General features: G+C 38.6%; 14 protein-coding genes. 9 read left to right on the forward strand and 5 right to left on the reverse strand.

Annotated features, from left to right (window positions below):
* Nucleotides 1–14 precede the first annotated feature (14 nt).
* The 3 genes from IPI99_08235 to IPI99_08245 form a co-directional block, all read right to left on the reverse strand.
* Nucleotides 15–1574, reverse strand: a complete 1560-nt coding sequence (locus IPI99_08235) for a glycine--tRNA ligase (protein MBK7340502.1) — start codon at nucleotides 1572–1574, stop codon at nucleotides 15–17.
* Nucleotides 1575–1684: 110 nt separating this feature from the next.
* Entirely contained in the window at nucleotides 1685–1924 is a 240-nt protein-coding gene (locus IPI99_08240; GenBank protein ID MBK7340503.1) for a F0F1 ATP synthase subunit epsilon, read from the reverse strand.
* Nucleotides 1925–1951: 27 nt separating this feature from the next.
* On the reverse strand, nucleotides 1952–3466 hold the full coding sequence (locus IPI99_08245; GenBank protein ID MBK7340504.1) for a F0F1 ATP synthase subunit beta: 1515 nt from the start codon (nucleotides 3464–3466) through the stop codon (nucleotides 1952–1954).
* 406 nt (nucleotides 3467–3872) lie between these two features.
* Between IPI99_08245 and IPI99_08250 the strand changes: the two genes are divergently transcribed.
* From IPI99_08250 to IPI99_08270, 5 genes are all read left to right on the forward strand, one after another.
* On the forward strand, nucleotides 3873–5180 hold the full coding sequence (locus IPI99_08250) for an FAD-dependent oxidoreductase (GenBank protein ID MBK7340505.1): 1308 nt from the start codon (nucleotides 3873–3875) through the stop codon (nucleotides 5178–5180).
* Nucleotides 5177–6529, forward strand: coding sequence for a 4Fe-4S binding protein (locus IPI99_08255; protein MBK7340506.1), 1353 nt, complete (start codon nucleotides 5177–5179; stop codon nucleotides 6527–6529). Before IPI99_08250 ends, IPI99_08255 begins: the two co-directional genes overlap by 4 nt.
* 120 nt (nucleotides 6530–6649) lie before the next feature.
* On the forward strand, nucleotides 6650–8380 hold the full coding sequence (locus IPI99_08260) for a hypothetical protein (protein MBK7340507.1): 1731 nt from the start codon (nucleotides 6650–6652) through the stop codon (nucleotides 8378–8380).
* A complete protein-coding gene (locus tag IPI99_08265; GenBank protein ID MBK7340508.1) occupies nucleotides 8380–9420 on the forward strand; it encodes an ABC transporter permease in 1041 nt (346 codons plus the stop codon). The genes IPI99_08260 and IPI99_08265 overlap by 1 nt, the downstream gene beginning before the upstream one ends.
* Complete coding sequence (locus IPI99_08270; protein MBK7340509.1) at nucleotides 9417–10619, forward strand: ABC transporter permease; 1203 nt, start codon at nucleotides 9417–9419, stop codon at nucleotides 10617–10619. The genes IPI99_08265 and IPI99_08270 overlap by 4 nt, the downstream gene beginning before the upstream one ends.
* Nucleotides 10620–10658: 39 nt before the next feature.
* On the opposite strand, the gene IPI99_08275 is transcribed toward IPI99_08270, so the two are convergent.
* Complete coding sequence (locus IPI99_08275) at nucleotides 10659–10853, reverse strand: hypothetical protein (GenBank protein ID MBK7340510.1); 195 nt, start codon at nucleotides 10851–10853, stop codon at nucleotides 10659–10661.
* Between the two features lie 193 nt (nucleotides 10854–11046).
* On the opposite strand from IPI99_08275, the gene IPI99_08280 reads away from it, so the two are divergent.
* The 4 genes from IPI99_08280 (at nucleotide 11047) to metG (ending at nucleotide 16068) form a co-directional block, all read left to right on the forward strand.
* Nucleotides 11047–11319, forward strand: a complete 273-nt coding sequence (locus IPI99_08280; GenBank protein MBK7340511.1) for an HU family DNA-binding protein — start codon at nucleotides 11047–11049, stop codon at nucleotides 11317–11319.
* A gap of 136 nt (nucleotides 11320–11455) precedes the next feature.
* Nucleotides 11456–12418 (forward strand): AAA family ATPase, encoded by a 963-nt coding sequence (locus IPI99_08285; protein MBK7340512.1) that lies wholly within the window; start codon nucleotides 11456–11458, stop codon nucleotides 12416–12418.
* A gap of 278 nt (nucleotides 12419–12696) precedes the next feature.
* Nucleotides 12697–13779, forward strand: coding sequence for a M48 family metallopeptidase (locus IPI99_08290; GenBank protein MBK7340513.1), 1083 nt, complete (start codon nucleotides 12697–12699; stop codon nucleotides 13777–13779).
* Nucleotides 13780–13917: 138 nt separating this feature from the next.
* A complete protein-coding gene (gene metG, locus IPI99_08295) occupies nucleotides 13918–16068 on the forward strand; it encodes a methionine--tRNA ligase (GenBank protein MBK7340514.1) in 2151 nt (716 codons plus the stop codon).
* A gap of 12 nt (nucleotides 16069–16080) precedes the next feature.
* Here metG and IPI99_08300 read toward each other — a convergent pair whose 3' ends face one another.
* Nucleotides 16081–16494, reverse strand: a complete 414-nt coding sequence (locus IPI99_08300) for a hypothetical protein (protein MBK7340515.1) — start codon at nucleotides 16492–16494, stop codon at nucleotides 16081–16083.
* Nucleotides 16495–16518 lie beyond the last annotated feature (24 nt).

A 16518-nucleotide genomic window follows, 5' to 3' on the forward strand; every position in this document is an offset into this window, starting at 1 on the left:
GTTGTTGTTTAGATTCAATCAGTTAGCATGAGAGATTGCCAATCAGTCAACTTTTGGAGCATCGAATTTAAGTCATCGATTGGGATTCTTTTTTGTTCTAGATTATCCCGATCCCTGATGGTTACTTGATTGTCTTCCAAACTGTCGAAATCAACAGTAATGCAATATGGTGTACCGATAGCATCTTGCCTTCTGTATCGTCGACCGATGGCATCCTTGTCATCATATGTGCAACTGCAAACAGTCCTCAGATTTTTCTCTATTTTTTTTGCTAGTTCAACGAGTTCGGGCTTATTGCGTACAAGAGGAAGGACGGCACATTTTATGGGAGCAAGCAGAGGATGGAGCTTCAGCACTGTCCTCATCGACTCACCACCTTCAGCATCCGGTACCTTCTCTTCGCAATAAGATTCGCATAGCATCGCAAGGAACATTCTGTCGCAACCGATAGAAGTTTCGACGACAAAAGGAACATAACTTTCGTTTAATTCCGTATCAAAGTACTGTAATTTTTTGCCTGATAATTCCTGATGACTCTTCAAATCAAAATCTGTTCTGGAGTGGATTCCTTCTAATTCTTTAAATCCAAAAGGAAATTCAAATTGAATATCTACTGCAGCATTTGCATAATGAGCCAGATTTTCGTGATTATGAAATTTTAATCTGTTGTCTGGAGTCCCAAGTTTGGTGTGCCAAGACATTCTATATTTTTTCCAATATTCAAAGTATTGCATTTCTTCACCCGGCCGTACAAAAAACTGCATTTCCATTTGTTCAAATTCCCTCATCCTAAAAATAAACTGGCGCGCTACGATTTCATTTCGAAATGCTTTTCCTATTTGGGCTATACCAAAGGGTATTTTTTGGCGAGTGGTTTTTTGTACATTGAGAAAATTGACAAAAATACCTTGTGCAGTCTCAGGCCTGAGATAAAGTTTGCCCTCTTCACCTGCAATGTTACCTAGTTGGGTGTGAAACATGAGGTTGAATTGTCTGACCTCTGTCCAATTTCTTGAGCCGCTGTCCGGATCGGCAATTTCAAGCTCTTCGATGATTGTTTTTAGAGCCGGCATATCATTGCCTGTCATTGCTGAAGCCAATTTGTGTCTAAACAGTCCTGCTTTCTCCTGATAAGCCAGAACTCGAGCATTTGTAGTTCGGTAAAGTGCTTCATTGAACTCCTGACCAAATTTTGTTTTAGCTTTTTCTACCTCTTTGTCCGCTTTTGCCTGGATTTTGTCGATAGCATCTTCGATCAGAACATCAGCTCGGTACCTTTTTTTGCTATCCTTGTTGTCTACAAGCGGATCATTGAAAGCATCAACGTGACCGGATGCTTTCCAGGTTTTAGGGTGCATAAAGATTGCAGAATCCAGCCCAACGATGTTATCATGCATTTGAACCATGGATTTCCACCAATAAGTCTTGATATTGTTTTTGAGTTCTACTCCGTAGGGACCATAGTCATAGACTGCACTGAGTCCATCGTAAATTTCTGAGGAGGGATAGATAAAGCCGTACTCCTTACTATGGCTGATTATTTTTTTGAACAGATCTTCTTGAGGAGTAAACATAATACATTTGGATTTTAATGATAAAGATCGGGATTTATTTATGAAACAAAACAGGCTTGTCAATTTGACAGGCCTGCAAGTTTATATTTTAATTTTTATGTTTGAGTAAATCAAACTCTTACAAGCAGACTGACTTCGTTTGCAAGCACCTCCACAAATCCATTGATTATACCAAATTTGTGTTTTGTCCCTTGAAGGTCAGTGAGTTGGATTTCTCCTTCTTCCAAGGCAGATAGGATGGGAGCGTGACGATCCAGAATTTCGAAGCCTCCTGAGGCACCGGGAACCTTAACTGACTTAGCTTCGCCTTCAAAAAGACATTTTTCCGGAGTGAGAATAATAACCTTCATTCAGCTTGTTTTTGATAATTACAAATATTAAGCCTGAGCTTCGGCCATGAGTTTTTTACCTTTTTCTATTGCATCGTCAATAGTTCCAACGAGATTGAAGGCTGCTTCAGGATACTCATCTACCTCGCCGTCCATGATCATGTTGAAACCTCGGATGGTCTCTTCGATTGGTACAAGAACACCCTTGATACCAGTAAACTGCTCGGCAACGTGGAATGGTTGGGAGAGGAATCTCTGAACACGACGAGCGCGGTGCACCCCCAACTTGCCGTCTTCAGAAAGTTCTTCCATACCGAGAATCGCAATGATGTCCAGCAATTCATTGTATCGCTGAAGTATATTTTTTACCCTTTGTGCCGTATTGTAGTGCAAATCACCGATGATATGCGGGTCAAGAATTCTAGATGTGGAATCCAGTGGATCTACCGCAGGATAGATACCTAATGACGCAATTTTTCTACTCAATACTGTAGTTGCATCCAAATGCGCAAATGTGGTTGCTGGAGCCGGGTCAGTCAAGTCATCTGCGGGTACATATACCGCCTGGACTGAGGTGATAGAGCCTCTTTTGGTTGAGGTAATTCTTTCTTGCATGAGACCCATTTCTGTAGCAAGTGTAGGCTGATAACCCACAGCTGAAGGCATCCTTCCCAATAAAGCCGATACTTCGGAACCAGCTTGAGTAAATCGGAAGATATTGTCAATGAAGAATAGAATGTCTTTACCACCTGCCGGATCTTCAAGATCTCCATCCCTGAAGTATTCAGCAACTGTCAAACCTGAAAGGGCTACTCTGGCACGAGCTCCGGGTGGTTCATTCATCTGACCGAAGATAAATGTCGCTTTTGATTCCAACAAACCTTGTTTGTCAACAGCGCTTAAATCCCAGCCACCTTCTTCCATAGAATGTTTGAATTTGTCACCGTAACGGATAATTCCCGCTTCTATCATTTCACGGAGCAAGTCATTACCTTCACGAGTTCTCTCGCCCACACCGGCGAATACAGACAAACCTCCATATCCCTTAGCGATATTGTTGATCAGCTCCTGAATCAAAACCGTCTTACCTACTCCCGCGCCACCAAACAATCCGATCTTTCCTCCTTTGGAATATGGCTCTATCAAGTCGATCACTTTAATCCCAGTGAAAAGGACTTCAGTTTCTGTGGAAAGGTCTTCGTAGGTAGGTGGTTTTTTATGAATGGAATATGTATTCTTTTTGCTGACAGTACCCAAGCCGTCGATTGCTTCTCCTACTACATTGAACAATCGGCCCTTGATTTCTTCTCCAACAGGCATACTGATGGTTTCATTCAAGTCAATTACTTGCATACCTCTTGACAGACCATCGGTGGAGTCCATCGCGATTGCGCGAACGCTGTCTTCACCTAAATGTTGCTGAACTTCGAGGATGAGGTCTTCACGACCATCGCGCTTGATGCACAATGCATTGTAAATTTCAGGTAATTTAGATCCTTCCTGAGCAAACGAAACGTCCACTACAGGACCGATGATTTGACTGATTTTACCATAATTTGCCATAGTACGAGATATAAGGTTTTATATGCGGCGCAAAGTTAAGTCAGTTGGGATGTAATACCAAATATTAATAAAGCTAAATCACAAGAATAAAACATCAAGTTTTTTTACTTACGAAAAATTATAAATGAAGTATATTGCAATCAAAATAGCTATAAATTAAAGTATTTTCAAAATATTGTTTTTCTTGTTTGCGGTTAATATAATTTGCAATACTGTTAATAGTTTGTTATGCCAAATCAGATCAAAAGAATAAACCATAAATATTCAAACATTTCTGCATCTTGCCCGGCATTCATTTTGGTGCCTTTGTGTTTATCCTGCACAATGAGTATTCAGGTATTTTGCGTTTCATCTTATAAATTTCGGAGTTGCAAAAATTAACAGCACTCCATACCCATTTGAGTTTATGAAGCAGCTGCCACTAGACCCAATTTGCATCATAGGAAGCGGAGTAGCCGGTGTAACGGCTGCGCTGGAACTGCGAAAACGATCTGACCACAGTATCGTAATTGTTTCGTCTGAATCTCCCGATTATTTTTCGAGACCCGCGTTGATGTATGTTTTTATGGGTCACATGAGATGGTCGGACATCGTGATACATCGGAACCAATTTTTTATTCAAAATGGAATAGAATTTATTCATGATGCATTGATTTCTGTAGATTTTGATAGGCATGAGATCACTTTAAAAAGTAATAAAACTTTGCGATATAACAGCTTGATTATTGCAACAGGGTCCCTCCCTAAATCGCTCTCCTGGGTTCCTTCCTCCAGTACTAATATAGGATCATTTTATGATCAATATGACTTGCAATATTTGTTGAATAATTCCCACAAAATAAATAATGCAGTAATCATTGGAGGTGGACTCATTGGTGTCGAGATCGCAGAAATGCTTAGAAGTAAAGGCTTAAAAGTGACTATTATCATCCGCGAGAAATCTTATTGGTCTTCAGTACTTTGTTATGAAGAGAGTGAGATGATTCACAAATATCTTGAGAATGAATGCGGTGTGAAAATTTATCCTGAATGCGAAATTGCAAAGGCAAATCTGGATGGAGACTTAAATGTATACGAGCTAGAGGATACAATTGGGAGAAAACATCCCTGTGATTATGTAGGAATAACAGTTGGCGTAATTCCAAACGTACATATTTTTTTAAACACTGCTCTGGAGATTAATCGAGGTATTTTAGTTGATGAATATTTTAAAACCAATATAGAAAATGTATATGCCATCGGTGATTGTGCAGAATTGAAATTCCCGAGTCAAGGCCGAAAGCAGATAGAAGCAGTCTGGTATGTTGCAAGGAAAATGGGGGAGCATCTTGCAGTAAATCTCAGCTCAAATCCGAAGCCTTATCAACAGGATTTGTGGTATAATTCGGCGAAATTCTTTCATGTCCTCTATCATGTTTATGGCTTTGTCCCACCAATAATTTCAGCACCTTTAGATACATTAGTTTGGCAAGATCAACAGAACAAAAAATCATTGAGATTAGTATTTGAAAAAAAATCAAAGAAACTGGTAGGAATTCAATCTCTGGGTATTTCATTGAAACAAAACAGCTGTGAATATTGGATCAGACATGAGGTCAATTGGACAAATGTCGTGGCCCAGATCGAGAGTGCATTTTTTGAACAAGAGTTTGTGAATTTACATGCTGCTCAAATTAAAAATTTCTTTCTTCAACATAAACATTCTATGCAATGAAATCAATCATTCAGAATCAATATGTTACTCTTGTATTTACTGTATTATTCTCTTTGGCTCTTTTGCTCGTACACAAGCCGCTCGATGCGTTTTTATTTTATTTTTTACTCATACTCATAGCATGCACGATCCTATATAATGAGAACAAGCGTGTTCACTCCACAAAAGAAATAAAAGATACCAATGACAATGTATGGAATAATGCATTGCAAAACAGAAGCGTGGTGGCGTACATTCTCGCTATTGGATTGATCGCATTTTATGTTGTTATTTATTGGTGGCCTGCACGAATAGGCTACCATGATTCAGGGAATACAGGAATGGTTTCTTGGATGGACCCGGTGAGTTTTTTATTAAGGGGCAAAGCTGCAGATCAATGGTTCCTTTATGGATTTCTGTACACTTGGTTTGTAGCTGTTTTTGGATTCAGGTTTGTAATCAGATACAGACACAATAGTTACCAGGTTTGGCGAACTTTCTCATTGATTTTTTTTCAGATAATTTTTGCCTTCCTCTTGCCTGTTTTTTTTGAAAGAATGAACAAGCCTTACCATGATTTTAAAAACATCTGGCCATTGAATTATAGTTTTTTTGATGCATCACAACTGAATTTAATGAGTGCCCAGGGAACATATGGTAAGTCGGTCCTGATATCGGGAATTCTTTTGATAATTTTAGGAATCCCGATATTAACCTACTTTTTTGGAAAACGTTGGTACTGTTCCTGGGTTTGTGGATGTGGTGCTTTGGCGGAGACTGCAGGTGACCCATTCAGACATTTGTCAGACAAATCGCACTTTTCATGGAAACTGGAGAGGGCTATAATTTATAGTGTATTGCTGATTATAATAGTAATGACAATTTTGATGTTGTGGACCTACTATTTTCAGGTGGATTCGAGCATTGCAAACGGAGTTTTGATGTTTCGCAGAGTTTATGGTTTCGTCATCGGTGCAGTCGTATCAGGTGTGATTGGTGTTGGATTTTATCCGATTTTTGGTTCACGCGTTTGGTGTCGGTTTGCTTGTCCAATGGCTGCCGTTTTAGGTATATTACAAAAATACTTTTCCCGTTTTCGAATTTCTGTCAATGGAGGCCAGTGCATTTCCTGTGGCAACTGTTCCACATATTGTGAAATGGGTATAGATGTGCGAGCCTACGCAGAAGAATCTCAAGACATTGTTAGAGCTTCATGCGTTGGATGCGGCATGTGTGCGGAAGTATGTCCCAGAGGTGTTCTCAAATTGGAAAATTCAAGCCCAAGTAGTAGAAAAACTCAAGCATTTGTCTCAAGTGAAGATGTAACAGTATTGTTCAATTCCGGTGACCAGACCGGAAAATATTATTAATTGGATAAGCTGGAGTTTCAAATTTGGAATGAAGATCTGCAGGATTCTTGATTAACAGCTCCCGATTTTCGACGATATTTGCAATTCGACAACAAAAGACTACCCAAAAAACATATTATTATGAATCTGAAAATATTACTAGGTATCATTATTTCAGCAGCATTAATGCTACCTGCCTGCAAGTTTGACTCAACAGAAAATGGTTTTCATTTGCATGTAAGGATTCAGGAAGAGCCGGATTGTCTTCAGCCTATAGTATCTCAATCTGCACAGTCAACTCCGGTTGAATGCCAGATCATGGCTCAAATGTTTGAATACAATGCCGGTGAAATGGTGTTGACTCCAATATTATTGGATAGTCTGACAACTGCTCAACAAGTAGATGACTCGACACTCATGTATAGATACAGTTTCAAAAAAAATGCGAAGTGGGATGACGGCAGTCCTATAACTGCTGCTGATTTGGAGTTTACTGTGAAAGCCGCTCTGAATCCATTTTCAAAAAACAAATCCTGGCGAAACCCATTGAGCAATATCATGAATGTAGAAGCGTCTAGTCCAGATGCTTCAGAATTTAAAATTTTTGTAAAAAGAAATTACCTGCTACACCAGGAAATTAGTGGTAATTTTAATCTATACCCTGAGCATATATACGATAATGAAAAATCACTTCGTAGTTTCACAATCGCAAAGTTAAAAACCAACGATACAACTGTATTTACAGAGGTTGAAAAATCACATTTGAAAAATTTTTTAGCAAGCTTTGAATCGGCTACATTTTGCAAGAATCAAATTTCAGGAGCAGGACCATACGTGCTTGAAAAATGGCTCCCGCAAAGTCAAATTGTACTTCGCAAAAAATCTACCTGGTGGGGAGAGGCATATCCCAAAGATGAGATGTTACATGCTTATCCTGATAAAATTATCTATCATGTGATTCCGGATGAAGTAGCAGCGATGAATGCACTTGAAGAAGGTAGTGTGGATTTGGTCACCGGTGTAAATCCTCAGCTCTTCATCAAATGGAAAAATGATCCTTCGAAACAATCCAAATTTGAGTTCAACACTCCGATGCTTCAACAATATTCTTACATAGAAGTCAACACCAAAAATCCTATTCTGGAAGATACTTTGGTAAGACAAGCATTGGCGCATCTCATTCCTGTAGATCAATTTATCAGAGATCAAATGCAAGGATTGGCACAACGAGTGATTGGCCCGGTACATCCAAGCAGATCTTATTATAACAAAAATCTTGAACCATTTACTTTTGATCCAAAATTGGCATCGGAACTACTTGCCAAAGCCGGTTGGAAAGATAATGATCAGGATGGTGTATTGGACAAGAAAAAAGGATCACAGAATTACTCTCTCAATCTTCAACTTGCAATCAATCCTAAAGATGTCAGTAAAAATATTGCATTGATTTTTCAGGATGAAGCGAAAAAGGTCGGAGTACGAATTGATGTTCAAATGAAAGAATGGAACATTGTACTTAAAGAAATAAATGAAAGCAATTTTGAACTTGTATTGTTGAATATCCGACAGAATCCGGGATGGTGGGATCCATACCCTTCATGGCATTCATCAAATGCCAAACCTGGTGGAACAAATAGAAGTCGATTTGCAAATCCACAGCTCGATACCTTGATCAGCCAAATTCAAATGGCTCCCACCGATGTTGCAAGAATGGACGCCTATCGGGGATTGCAAGAATTGTTGTATAGATATCAACCGCAGATTTTTTTGTTCAGCCCTCTGGAGAGAATTATTTCCTCCAAAAGAATAGAGATGGTCACTACAGACCGAAAACCTGGTTTTGTTGAGAACCAAATCCGTTTGCGGAAATAATGACTCAATTCTTTATCTGGACCGGCAAGCTCGTTGCGAATTTGTTTATCATTTTGATGATCTTGCTGGGTAGTTTATGGCTGATAGATTTGATACCGTTAAGTCATCAAGATATCCAGCAGTTACATCAGGAAAATCTTGAGCAAATAGAATTAAGCGGATTTGCACCTATAAATGAGAAACCAATTTTTTATTTTGCTGTTAGAATTTCGAAAAAACAGGAGTCTTCTTTTTTTTGGCCATCACTAGTTTGGAATGGAAAGAATAATTTATTTCATCATACACTGAGCTCATATTTGAAAGGTGACTTTGGAATATCACAAGTAGATTCAGCGGCCGTTGAAAAGAAAGTTTTTACAGCTATGATTTGGACATTGAGTTTACAAATTCCAGCTTTATTGATCATTATTATGTTGGCTTATTTCATTGCTTTAAAATGGGTACAAACAAAAAATTCCAAAAATAAAAAATTCATTTCAGCACTATTAATCATCTTGCACAGCATGCCGGGATTTTGGATGGCCGGATTACTGATTTACTTTTTTTCAATTTATTTGAATTGGTTTCCCGCTTCATTTATTCAGGTTGCCGATTTGAATCCGGTAAAAATCTGGTTGCAATATCCGGTATATTTTATTTTGCCATTGTTGAGTCTGGTTTTGCCTGGAATTGCCATGGTGACTATATTGCTTCGAAGCGGATTTGAATGGTCCACATCGCGACCATTTTGGTGGAGAGCATTAAGTACCGGGATTTCGTTAAAATCAGGACTGAGTGCAGAAGCAAAACCTCATGCTCTTCTTGGATTAACAGGGTGGATGTCAGGCATCTTACCTGCTATGATTTCAGGAAGTGTGTTGATAGAGAATATTTTTCTGATTCCCGGATTGGGAAGGTTGGTATTGACGAGTATTGGGCAGAGAGATTGGTCAGTTGTTTTATTTGTGATAATGACGACATCTATTTTGAGCATTGCCAGCATTCTATTGAGCAATCGCTTCCATGAATATTGGGATCCACGTGAAAAGCCTCTTGTTTGATGACAGTTCCAAATTCATTTTCCCGACGGCACAGACTCTTACAGATTTTAGGTATTGTCTTGCTGTTGATGAGCTTATTGGCTCGCTGGATCATGGGTGGCCATCCAGTGTATTGCGTTTATCAGGGAGAGCATCATTTTCTTTTGTTTGATGATAAACCAAGATCTCCTTCGAAATTAAATGAAGATTTACTTAATCATCAATTTAACTGGGATCAATTAGACTTTGATTTTGCCCTCTATCCACTTTCAAAGATTGATCCAATGTCTATTGGTTCAAGCACTGCATGGCAAGGGCCGCTTAGTTTTACACAACTTGGGGACAAAAAAGTATTTCACCTCTGGGGTACAGTCGAGCTGGGTCGCGATCTCTTTGCTGCATGTTTGTATGGCCTTCAAAATAGTCTGTGGATAGGTCTTGGTAGCATGGTCATAGGATTTTTCATTGCTTTTCCCATCACGGTATTGAGTACCTACCAGAGTTATTTTATGAGGAAGCTGAATATAGTGAAGATCCTTTTGATTTTATTAGGAGGATTAATTCTGATATTTGGGCTGTACTCATATTTTGTGGTGTTGGAATCACAGCGAGTATTTTCTCTGTTTTACACTGCGCTGGGCATTATTTCAATAGTTGTTGGATTGCGATATTCTTTTCGGGGTGTTGAAGTCAATTGGGATCCTGATCGACTCATCGTGATGTGGATTTCCATTTTTAAATCCGTTCCGGTTCTCATGATGTTGTTGGTTTTTACACAAATAGTTAAAAAGCCTTCCATGTGGAAATTGATGTTAATGATTGGATTCATCATAGCACCATTACTAGCCAAATACATTCGTTCGGCAACCAGGATAGCTTTGCGGCAAGATCATGTTCAAGCTGCGGTTTCGCTGGGGCTACCCAATTTCAATATATTAAGAAGATACATTGTGCCGAGAGCCATAGGAGATATAGTTTCAGTTTGCTGTTTTTTGGTAAGTGGTGTTATAGTTTTTGAATCCGGATTACAATTTTTAGGAATGGGCTTGGATCCGGCTCAAATCAGCCTTGGCAGCTTACTTTCCGGCGCCAGACAGATGCCATCTGCATGGTGGGCGGTATTTTTTCCGGGTTTACTGATTAGCTTGCTGACCGCGTACTTTTTTTATCTAGGGAGAGTGGTAAATCGGGATCCACAAGCTGATATTCAGGTTTATTAACCGAATTACAGCAAGTTTTAGCAAATCAGTGTTGACCGATTATTTTTTATTCATTTTGTGTTTTTTGTCCCAAAGTCCTGATTTGGGTTTGGATTTAGGGTTGCCCTTTTTGTCCACTTTTGTATGCATGTCCTCGGTCGGACAACCGCTTTTTCTGCGACATGCGGGAGTGATCAGAGCTAAGAGGGCGATGAAAAGGAGGCTTTTGATGAGATAAGACACGAAACACTTCATTTTATTGGCAATGTACTGATTATCAATGTGAAAACTATTGTTTTTAAAGGCTTTTCTGGATGACCTATGTTCGAAATGTAAGCTGGATAAGGGCTTGAAGTATAAATATTTTTAAAATATGTTTGACAGATATTAATAATTGTAATATTTTTGACCCGAATTTATGTCAATTTTTTATCTTAATTAAATTTATATGAACAAAGGAGATTTGATAGCTAATGTAGCCAAGGAAGCCGAAATTACAAAAGGCCAAGCTGGTGTAGCAGTGGATACAGTATTTGCATCCATCGAAAAAAGTTTGAAAAAAGGGGATAAGGTGATCCTTGTTGGATTTGGTACTTTCTCTGTAAACAAGCGCAAAGCAAGAGAAGGCCGTAATCCTGCAACTGGTAAAACCATCAAAATCCCGGCTAAAAAAGTCGTAAGATTTAAAGCAGGAAAAGGACTTTCTGATACTGTGAAGTAATCTTTCATTTCAAAAGAAACAAAAGCCTTGCTCTACCGGCAGGGCTTTTTTATTTTTTGTACTCAACAAATCAAGCTCTTATACGTTTTAAGAGCCATGATTTTTAACCATATATCCTCCCACTAATCAGCTCATGATGAATCATAAATCAGATGTAGAAGCGATTGAGGCAATGTCAAGGTCTTACAATGACCTGAAAAATGAAATTGCAAAGAAAATAGTAGGACAACACGATGTCATAAAGGCTACCATCATTTCTTTGTTTAGCAACGGGCATAGCTTGCTGGTAGGTGTTCCCGGACTGGCCAAAACTTTGCTCATAAATACGATAGCACAAGCTTTGGATTTAGATTTCAAAAGGATCCAGTTCACTCCGGACCTAATGCCGTCCGACATCATTGGATCGGAGATATTGGATGAATCACGAAAATTCAAGTTTAATAAAGGTCCGGTTTTTGCAAATATCGTTTTGGCGGATGAAATCAACCGTACACCACCCAAGACTCAGTCTGCTTTGCTGGAGGCTATGCAGGAACGCAAAGTAACAGTAAGTGGTGTCAATCACCTTTTGCCTTTGCCTTTTTTCGTACTTGCTACACAGAATCCAATCGAGCAGGAAGGTACCTATCCTTTACCGGAAGCTCAGTTGGACAGATTCATGTTTAACATCCTATTGGATTATCCAACTTATGATGAAGAACTCAAAGTTGTAAAACAAACCACTTCCGACGACAAATCAGACATACATAGTGTGTTGACCGGAACACAGATTGCCGACTACCAGCACCTCGTTAGAAGAATTCCTGTGGCTGATAATGTATTGGAATATGCTGTCTCATTAGTAGCTCGTACCAGACCTAATTCTGATAAAGCGACCAAGGAAGTGAAAAATTATATCAGTTGGGGGGCTGGACCTCGAGCTTCTCAAAATCTGGTACTTGGAGCTAAATGTCATGCCGCTTTACTTGGTAAGTTTTCACCCGATATCGAAGATGTTCAAGCTGTTGCGGAGTTGGTTCTTAGACACAGGCTTGTTCTGAACTACAAGGCTGAAGCTGACGGTTTAACTGTAGATAAACTCATAAAAACTTTATTGTAGGAGAAATTAGCCTTCTTTTAATATGATTTTGTCTTCAAATTGGATTATCCAACTGTATCTACTCCATGGTTTCTTTGGCGTAATTTTGAAGGAAAAAAAATTATTCTGATAAAGGTGCAATACCAATAAGTCAGAAACTAATACTCTGATTGGAACTTGAGAGTTTTTGAGCTGACTGGTTGAAGATTTCTGCTATTTTTCCTATTTTTATTTCTGGAGTAATTTGATTACAAGTTCATGAATTTATACTCATTTATAATCTGATTAAATTGAACAGGTTGAGGGCAAAATATTACAGGGGTTTTAAGCCTCATGGGCAGGATTGTCATGTGAACTTACAACCTGATAAATTGGAGATTGAAATTCTAGATGATCCAAAGGAAAAAGTTCAATGGAGACTCTCACAAATAAATCCCGATCTCAATCCACAAAAAGACATATGGATCATCAGCTTTGGTACCAAAGATCCTCGCGAGTATCTTGAATTCACAGGAGAGAATAATGTAATGCAGCTAAGGTCTTTTTATCAAAGCGAAAAATTTGCCTGTGAAAGAATTCCTTTTTATAAAAAGTGGAAGTGGACAGGCTTGCTGACTATTGGGAGTGCTTTCGTTGCTTCTATAGCAGCTGTTTATTTATTTGCTTTGCCCCATATCGTTAAAGTTATGGCCTCAAAAGTGCCTCAGGATTGGGAGAAAAGTCTGGGTTCAGCGGCGATCGAACAACTTTTACTTGTAGAAAAACCGGATACTGTAAAATCATATGAATTAAATCAATTTTTTGGAGAATTACAATTTGTAAATGCTGAGAATATCAAGCTGTATTTTGTAAATAGCCCAACAGTTAATGCATTTGCAATTCCGGGTGGTCATATTGTGGTTTATTCCGGTATCGTAGATAAGATGTATCATTATCGGCAACTCGCGGGATTGCTGGCACACGAATATACTCATGTGTATTTCAAACATTCATTAAAGATGATTTTTCAAAGCTTGGGTTCATACGTGTTTGTATCATTTTTAGTAGGAGACCTTATTGGAATTTCCACAATTATTCTGGACAACTTGAATTCTATACGGAATTTATCATTCTCACGAAAATTTGAAACTGAGGCAGATGATAATGCTTGCAAACTTATGATTGAAAGAGGAATCGACCCAAAAGGAATGCTGGAATTATTTGAGATTTTATCAGATCAGTCTGGAGCTGAAAAACAAAACATACCCACTTTTTTGAGTACCCATCCATTGACCAAAGATCGCATCCACGGTATGAGGGAGAAAATCAATAGTCATTCAGAGTCAGTAAATGAAAATATTAAACTAAAGGCTATTTTTGAAAGATTGAAACAAAAAGACTAGTTCTCTATTTTTGGCTTCATAACCGCTTTCAATTCAATGATATTTTGGTAGATCAACTAGCTTGATGAAATCATTATTTACCTGGCTCAACCTATTATAATTTTTTATATATTTGGGCCTATTTTATGAACGAATGAAATGCTAGAATATAATCGATATCTTGTCACATCTGCGCTGCCATATGCAAACGGACCCTTACATATAGGACATCTCTCAGGAGCATATCTTTCTGCTGATGTTTTTGTGCGCTTCATGAGGATGATGGACAAGGATATTGTTTTTATATGTGGTTCCGATGAAAACGGGGCTGCGATCACGATGCGGGCTTTAAAGGAATCTAAAACACCTCAAGAAATAATCGATACGTACCATGAGATGTTTGTGAAAACATTTGAGGGTATCGGAATATCATTTGATCATTATGGGAGAACCTCAAGTGATCTGCATCATAAAACTTCACAGGATTTTTTCAGAGAATTGCTGTCAAAAAACCAATTTGTTGAACAAGAGACTGAACAATATTATGATCTTGAAGCTCAACAGTTTCTAGCAGATCGTTATATTATGGGCACTTGTCCTAAATGCGGCCACCCGGATGCATATGGTGATCAGTGCGAAAAATGTGGAAGCTCTTTAAATCCTATTGAACTCATTTCTCCACGATCAGTGATCACTGGAAGTGTTCCGGAGTTGAGAGTCACCAGACATTGGTTCCTTGGTCTAGATCAACATGAGCAATGGTTGAAAGAGTGGATCGGGAGTGGAACACTTGAGGGTAAGGAACACCATGATCCCGAGGCTTGGAAAAATCATGTTGTGGGGCAATGCAAATCCTGGCTGGATGCCGGACTGTCACCGCGGTCAATGACAAGAGACTTGGATTGGGGTGTGGATGTACCACAAGAAATTCCAGGTAGCAAGGGAAAGAAATTGTATGTATGGTTGGATGCTCCGATTGGGTATATTTCAGCCACAAAGCAATGGGCAGCAGATCATCAGAAAGATTGGAAAGATTATTGGCAAAAAGAGGACTCGGCTTTAATTCATTTTATAGGCAAAGACAATATCGTATTTCATTGCATCATTTTTCCGGCAATATTAAGAGCACATGGACAATTTAATTCGCCTGTAAATGTACCTGCAAATCAATTTATGAATCTGGAAGGTCAAAAAATATCTACTTCCAGAAATTGGGCGGTTTGGGTGCATGAGTATTTAGCAGATTTTCCAAACATGCAAGACTCTCTCAGGTATTATTTATGCAAAAATATGCCTGAACAAAAAGACAGCGAATTCACATGGAAATTATTCCAGGAAGCACACAATACTGAATTAGTAAATAATTTATCTAATTTCATTCATCGAGTTTTTGTGCTTGCGGATAAATATTTCAAAGGAGTGGTTCCGGATTTTGATCCGGATTATCCATTTGAAGGAGTGGCAGGAGATGAACTTGGCGGATATCATGAGACTGAATTACTGTATTTGTTTGATCAGATACAGGCGATGAATCAATGCTTGAGAGAATACGATTTCCGAGGTGCCTTAAAATATGTGATGGACATTTCATCTTCTGGAAATTTGCTACTGCAAAAAAACGAACCCTGGAAAAATTTCAAGAACGACCCTGAATGGGTAGAAGTGGTGATGAATTTGGCGCTACAATATGTGGCATGTCTCAGTGTTATTGTTCGACCATTTTTACCTTTTACATCTGACAAATTAAGAACCATGCTCGGATTGGATCGATTGGAGGAAAAAGGAGAATTGGTAAAGATGTTGGATGAACTTGCAGAAGGAGGTGTGATAATTTCTCCTCATCATAAATTAGCCAAATTCGATTATCTGTTTACAAAAATAGATGACTCTGTCATTGATATTCAGATTCAAAAACTTGCCGGACAAGACCAGCAGAGAGTATCCGGATTACCGGATACACAGCTTCAATATGCAGAGCAAAAATCTGAAATCAGTATTGATGATTTTATAAAATTAGATCTTCGTACCGCTCGTATTATCTTAGCAGAGATAGTCCCAAAAGCAGACAAATTGTTGCAGCTCACTTTGGATTTAGGTTTTGAAAAACGAACTGTACTCAGTGGTATTGCTGAACACTACAAACCTGATGAAATCATTGGCAAAGAAGTCGTAGTGGTTGCTAATTTAGCGCCCAGAAAAATTAGAGGCATAGAGTCTCGTGGGATGATCCTGATGGCAGAAAATGCGGAAGGCAAGCTCAATTTTGTATCCCCGGATAAAAAGTGGCAACCTGGTTCAACTGTGAAGTAATAAGGTATTCATTTATTTCTGATTTGTGATCGTTTTATTTGAAAGCAGCAAGGTAATTGCAGCTCCTGACACAATTGCCATTAAACCCGTGATCAGCATCCATGCCGGATGATAGATCATGAGTAAATTGATTAATGTGAAACAAAATATAATTGATCCAGTGATCAATGTGTTTCTTATGCTATTTTGACGTGATAATTTTTTTGTTGTGAACGTTCCAACTAATGAGCCCAAAAACCAAGCAAGTATTATCAACCATTTAGAAGCAGCAGGAGAGGTTTTTAGAAATTGTTCAATGTTGACTTTATCAAGCATGTCGAGACCAGTTGGAGTTGGATATATGCTGTGAGACAATGATTCTATTGCAAAAATTATGAGACTTGCAACAAAAACACCTGCGAATATTGAAGTAATCCGATTGATCATTTTTTAGATACTAGAAGGCAAAAA

Source organism: Saprospiraceae bacterium (assembly GCA_016710235.1).
GTDB lineage: Bacteria > Bacteroidota > Bacteroidia > Chitinophagales > Saprospiraceae > Vicinibacter.

Coding starts and splice junctions, on each gene's coding strand:
- IPI99_08285 (MBK7340512.1), top strand. CDS start 11,456: ATGAATCATAAATCAGATGTAGAAGCGATTGAGGCAATGTCAAGGTCT.
- IPI99_08245 (MBK7340504.1), bottom strand. CDS start 3,466: ATGGCAAATTATGGTAAAATCAGTCAAATCATCGGTCCTGTAGTGGAC.
- IPI99_08300 (MBK7340515.1), bottom strand. CDS start 16,494: ATGATCAATCGGATTACTTCAATATTCGCAGGTGTTTTTGTTGCAAGT.
- IPI99_08265 (MBK7340508.1), top strand. CDS start 8,380: ATGACTCAATTCTTTATCTGGACCGGCAAGCTCGTTGCGAATTTGTTT.
- IPI99_08240 (MBK7340503.1), bottom strand. CDS start 1,924: ATGAAGGTTATTATTCTCACTCCGGAAAAATGTCTTTTTGAAGGCGAA.
- IPI99_08250 (MBK7340505.1), top strand. CDS start 3,873: ATGAAGCAGCTGCCACTAGACCCAATTTGCATCATAGGAAGCGGAGTA.
- IPI99_08260 (MBK7340507.1), top strand. CDS start 6,650: ATGAATCTGAAAATATTACTAGGTATCATTATTTCAGCAGCATTAATG.
- metG (MBK7340514.1), top strand. CDS start 13,918: ATGCTAGAATATAATCGATATCTTGTCACATCTGCGCTGCCATATGCA.
- IPI99_08235 (MBK7340502.1), bottom strand. CDS start 1,574: ATGTTTACTCCTCAAGAAGATCTGTTCAAAAAAATAATCAGCCATAGT.
- IPI99_08280 (MBK7340511.1), top strand. CDS start 11,047: ATGAACAAAGGAGATTTGATAGCTAATGTAGCCAAGGAAGCCGAAATT.
- IPI99_08255 (MBK7340506.1), top strand. CDS start 5,177: ATGAAATCAATCATTCAGAATCAATATGTTACTCTTGTATTTACTGTA.
- IPI99_08275 (MBK7340510.1), bottom strand. CDS start 10,853: ATGAAGTGTTTCGTGTCTTATCTCATCAAAAGCCTCCTTTTCATCGCC.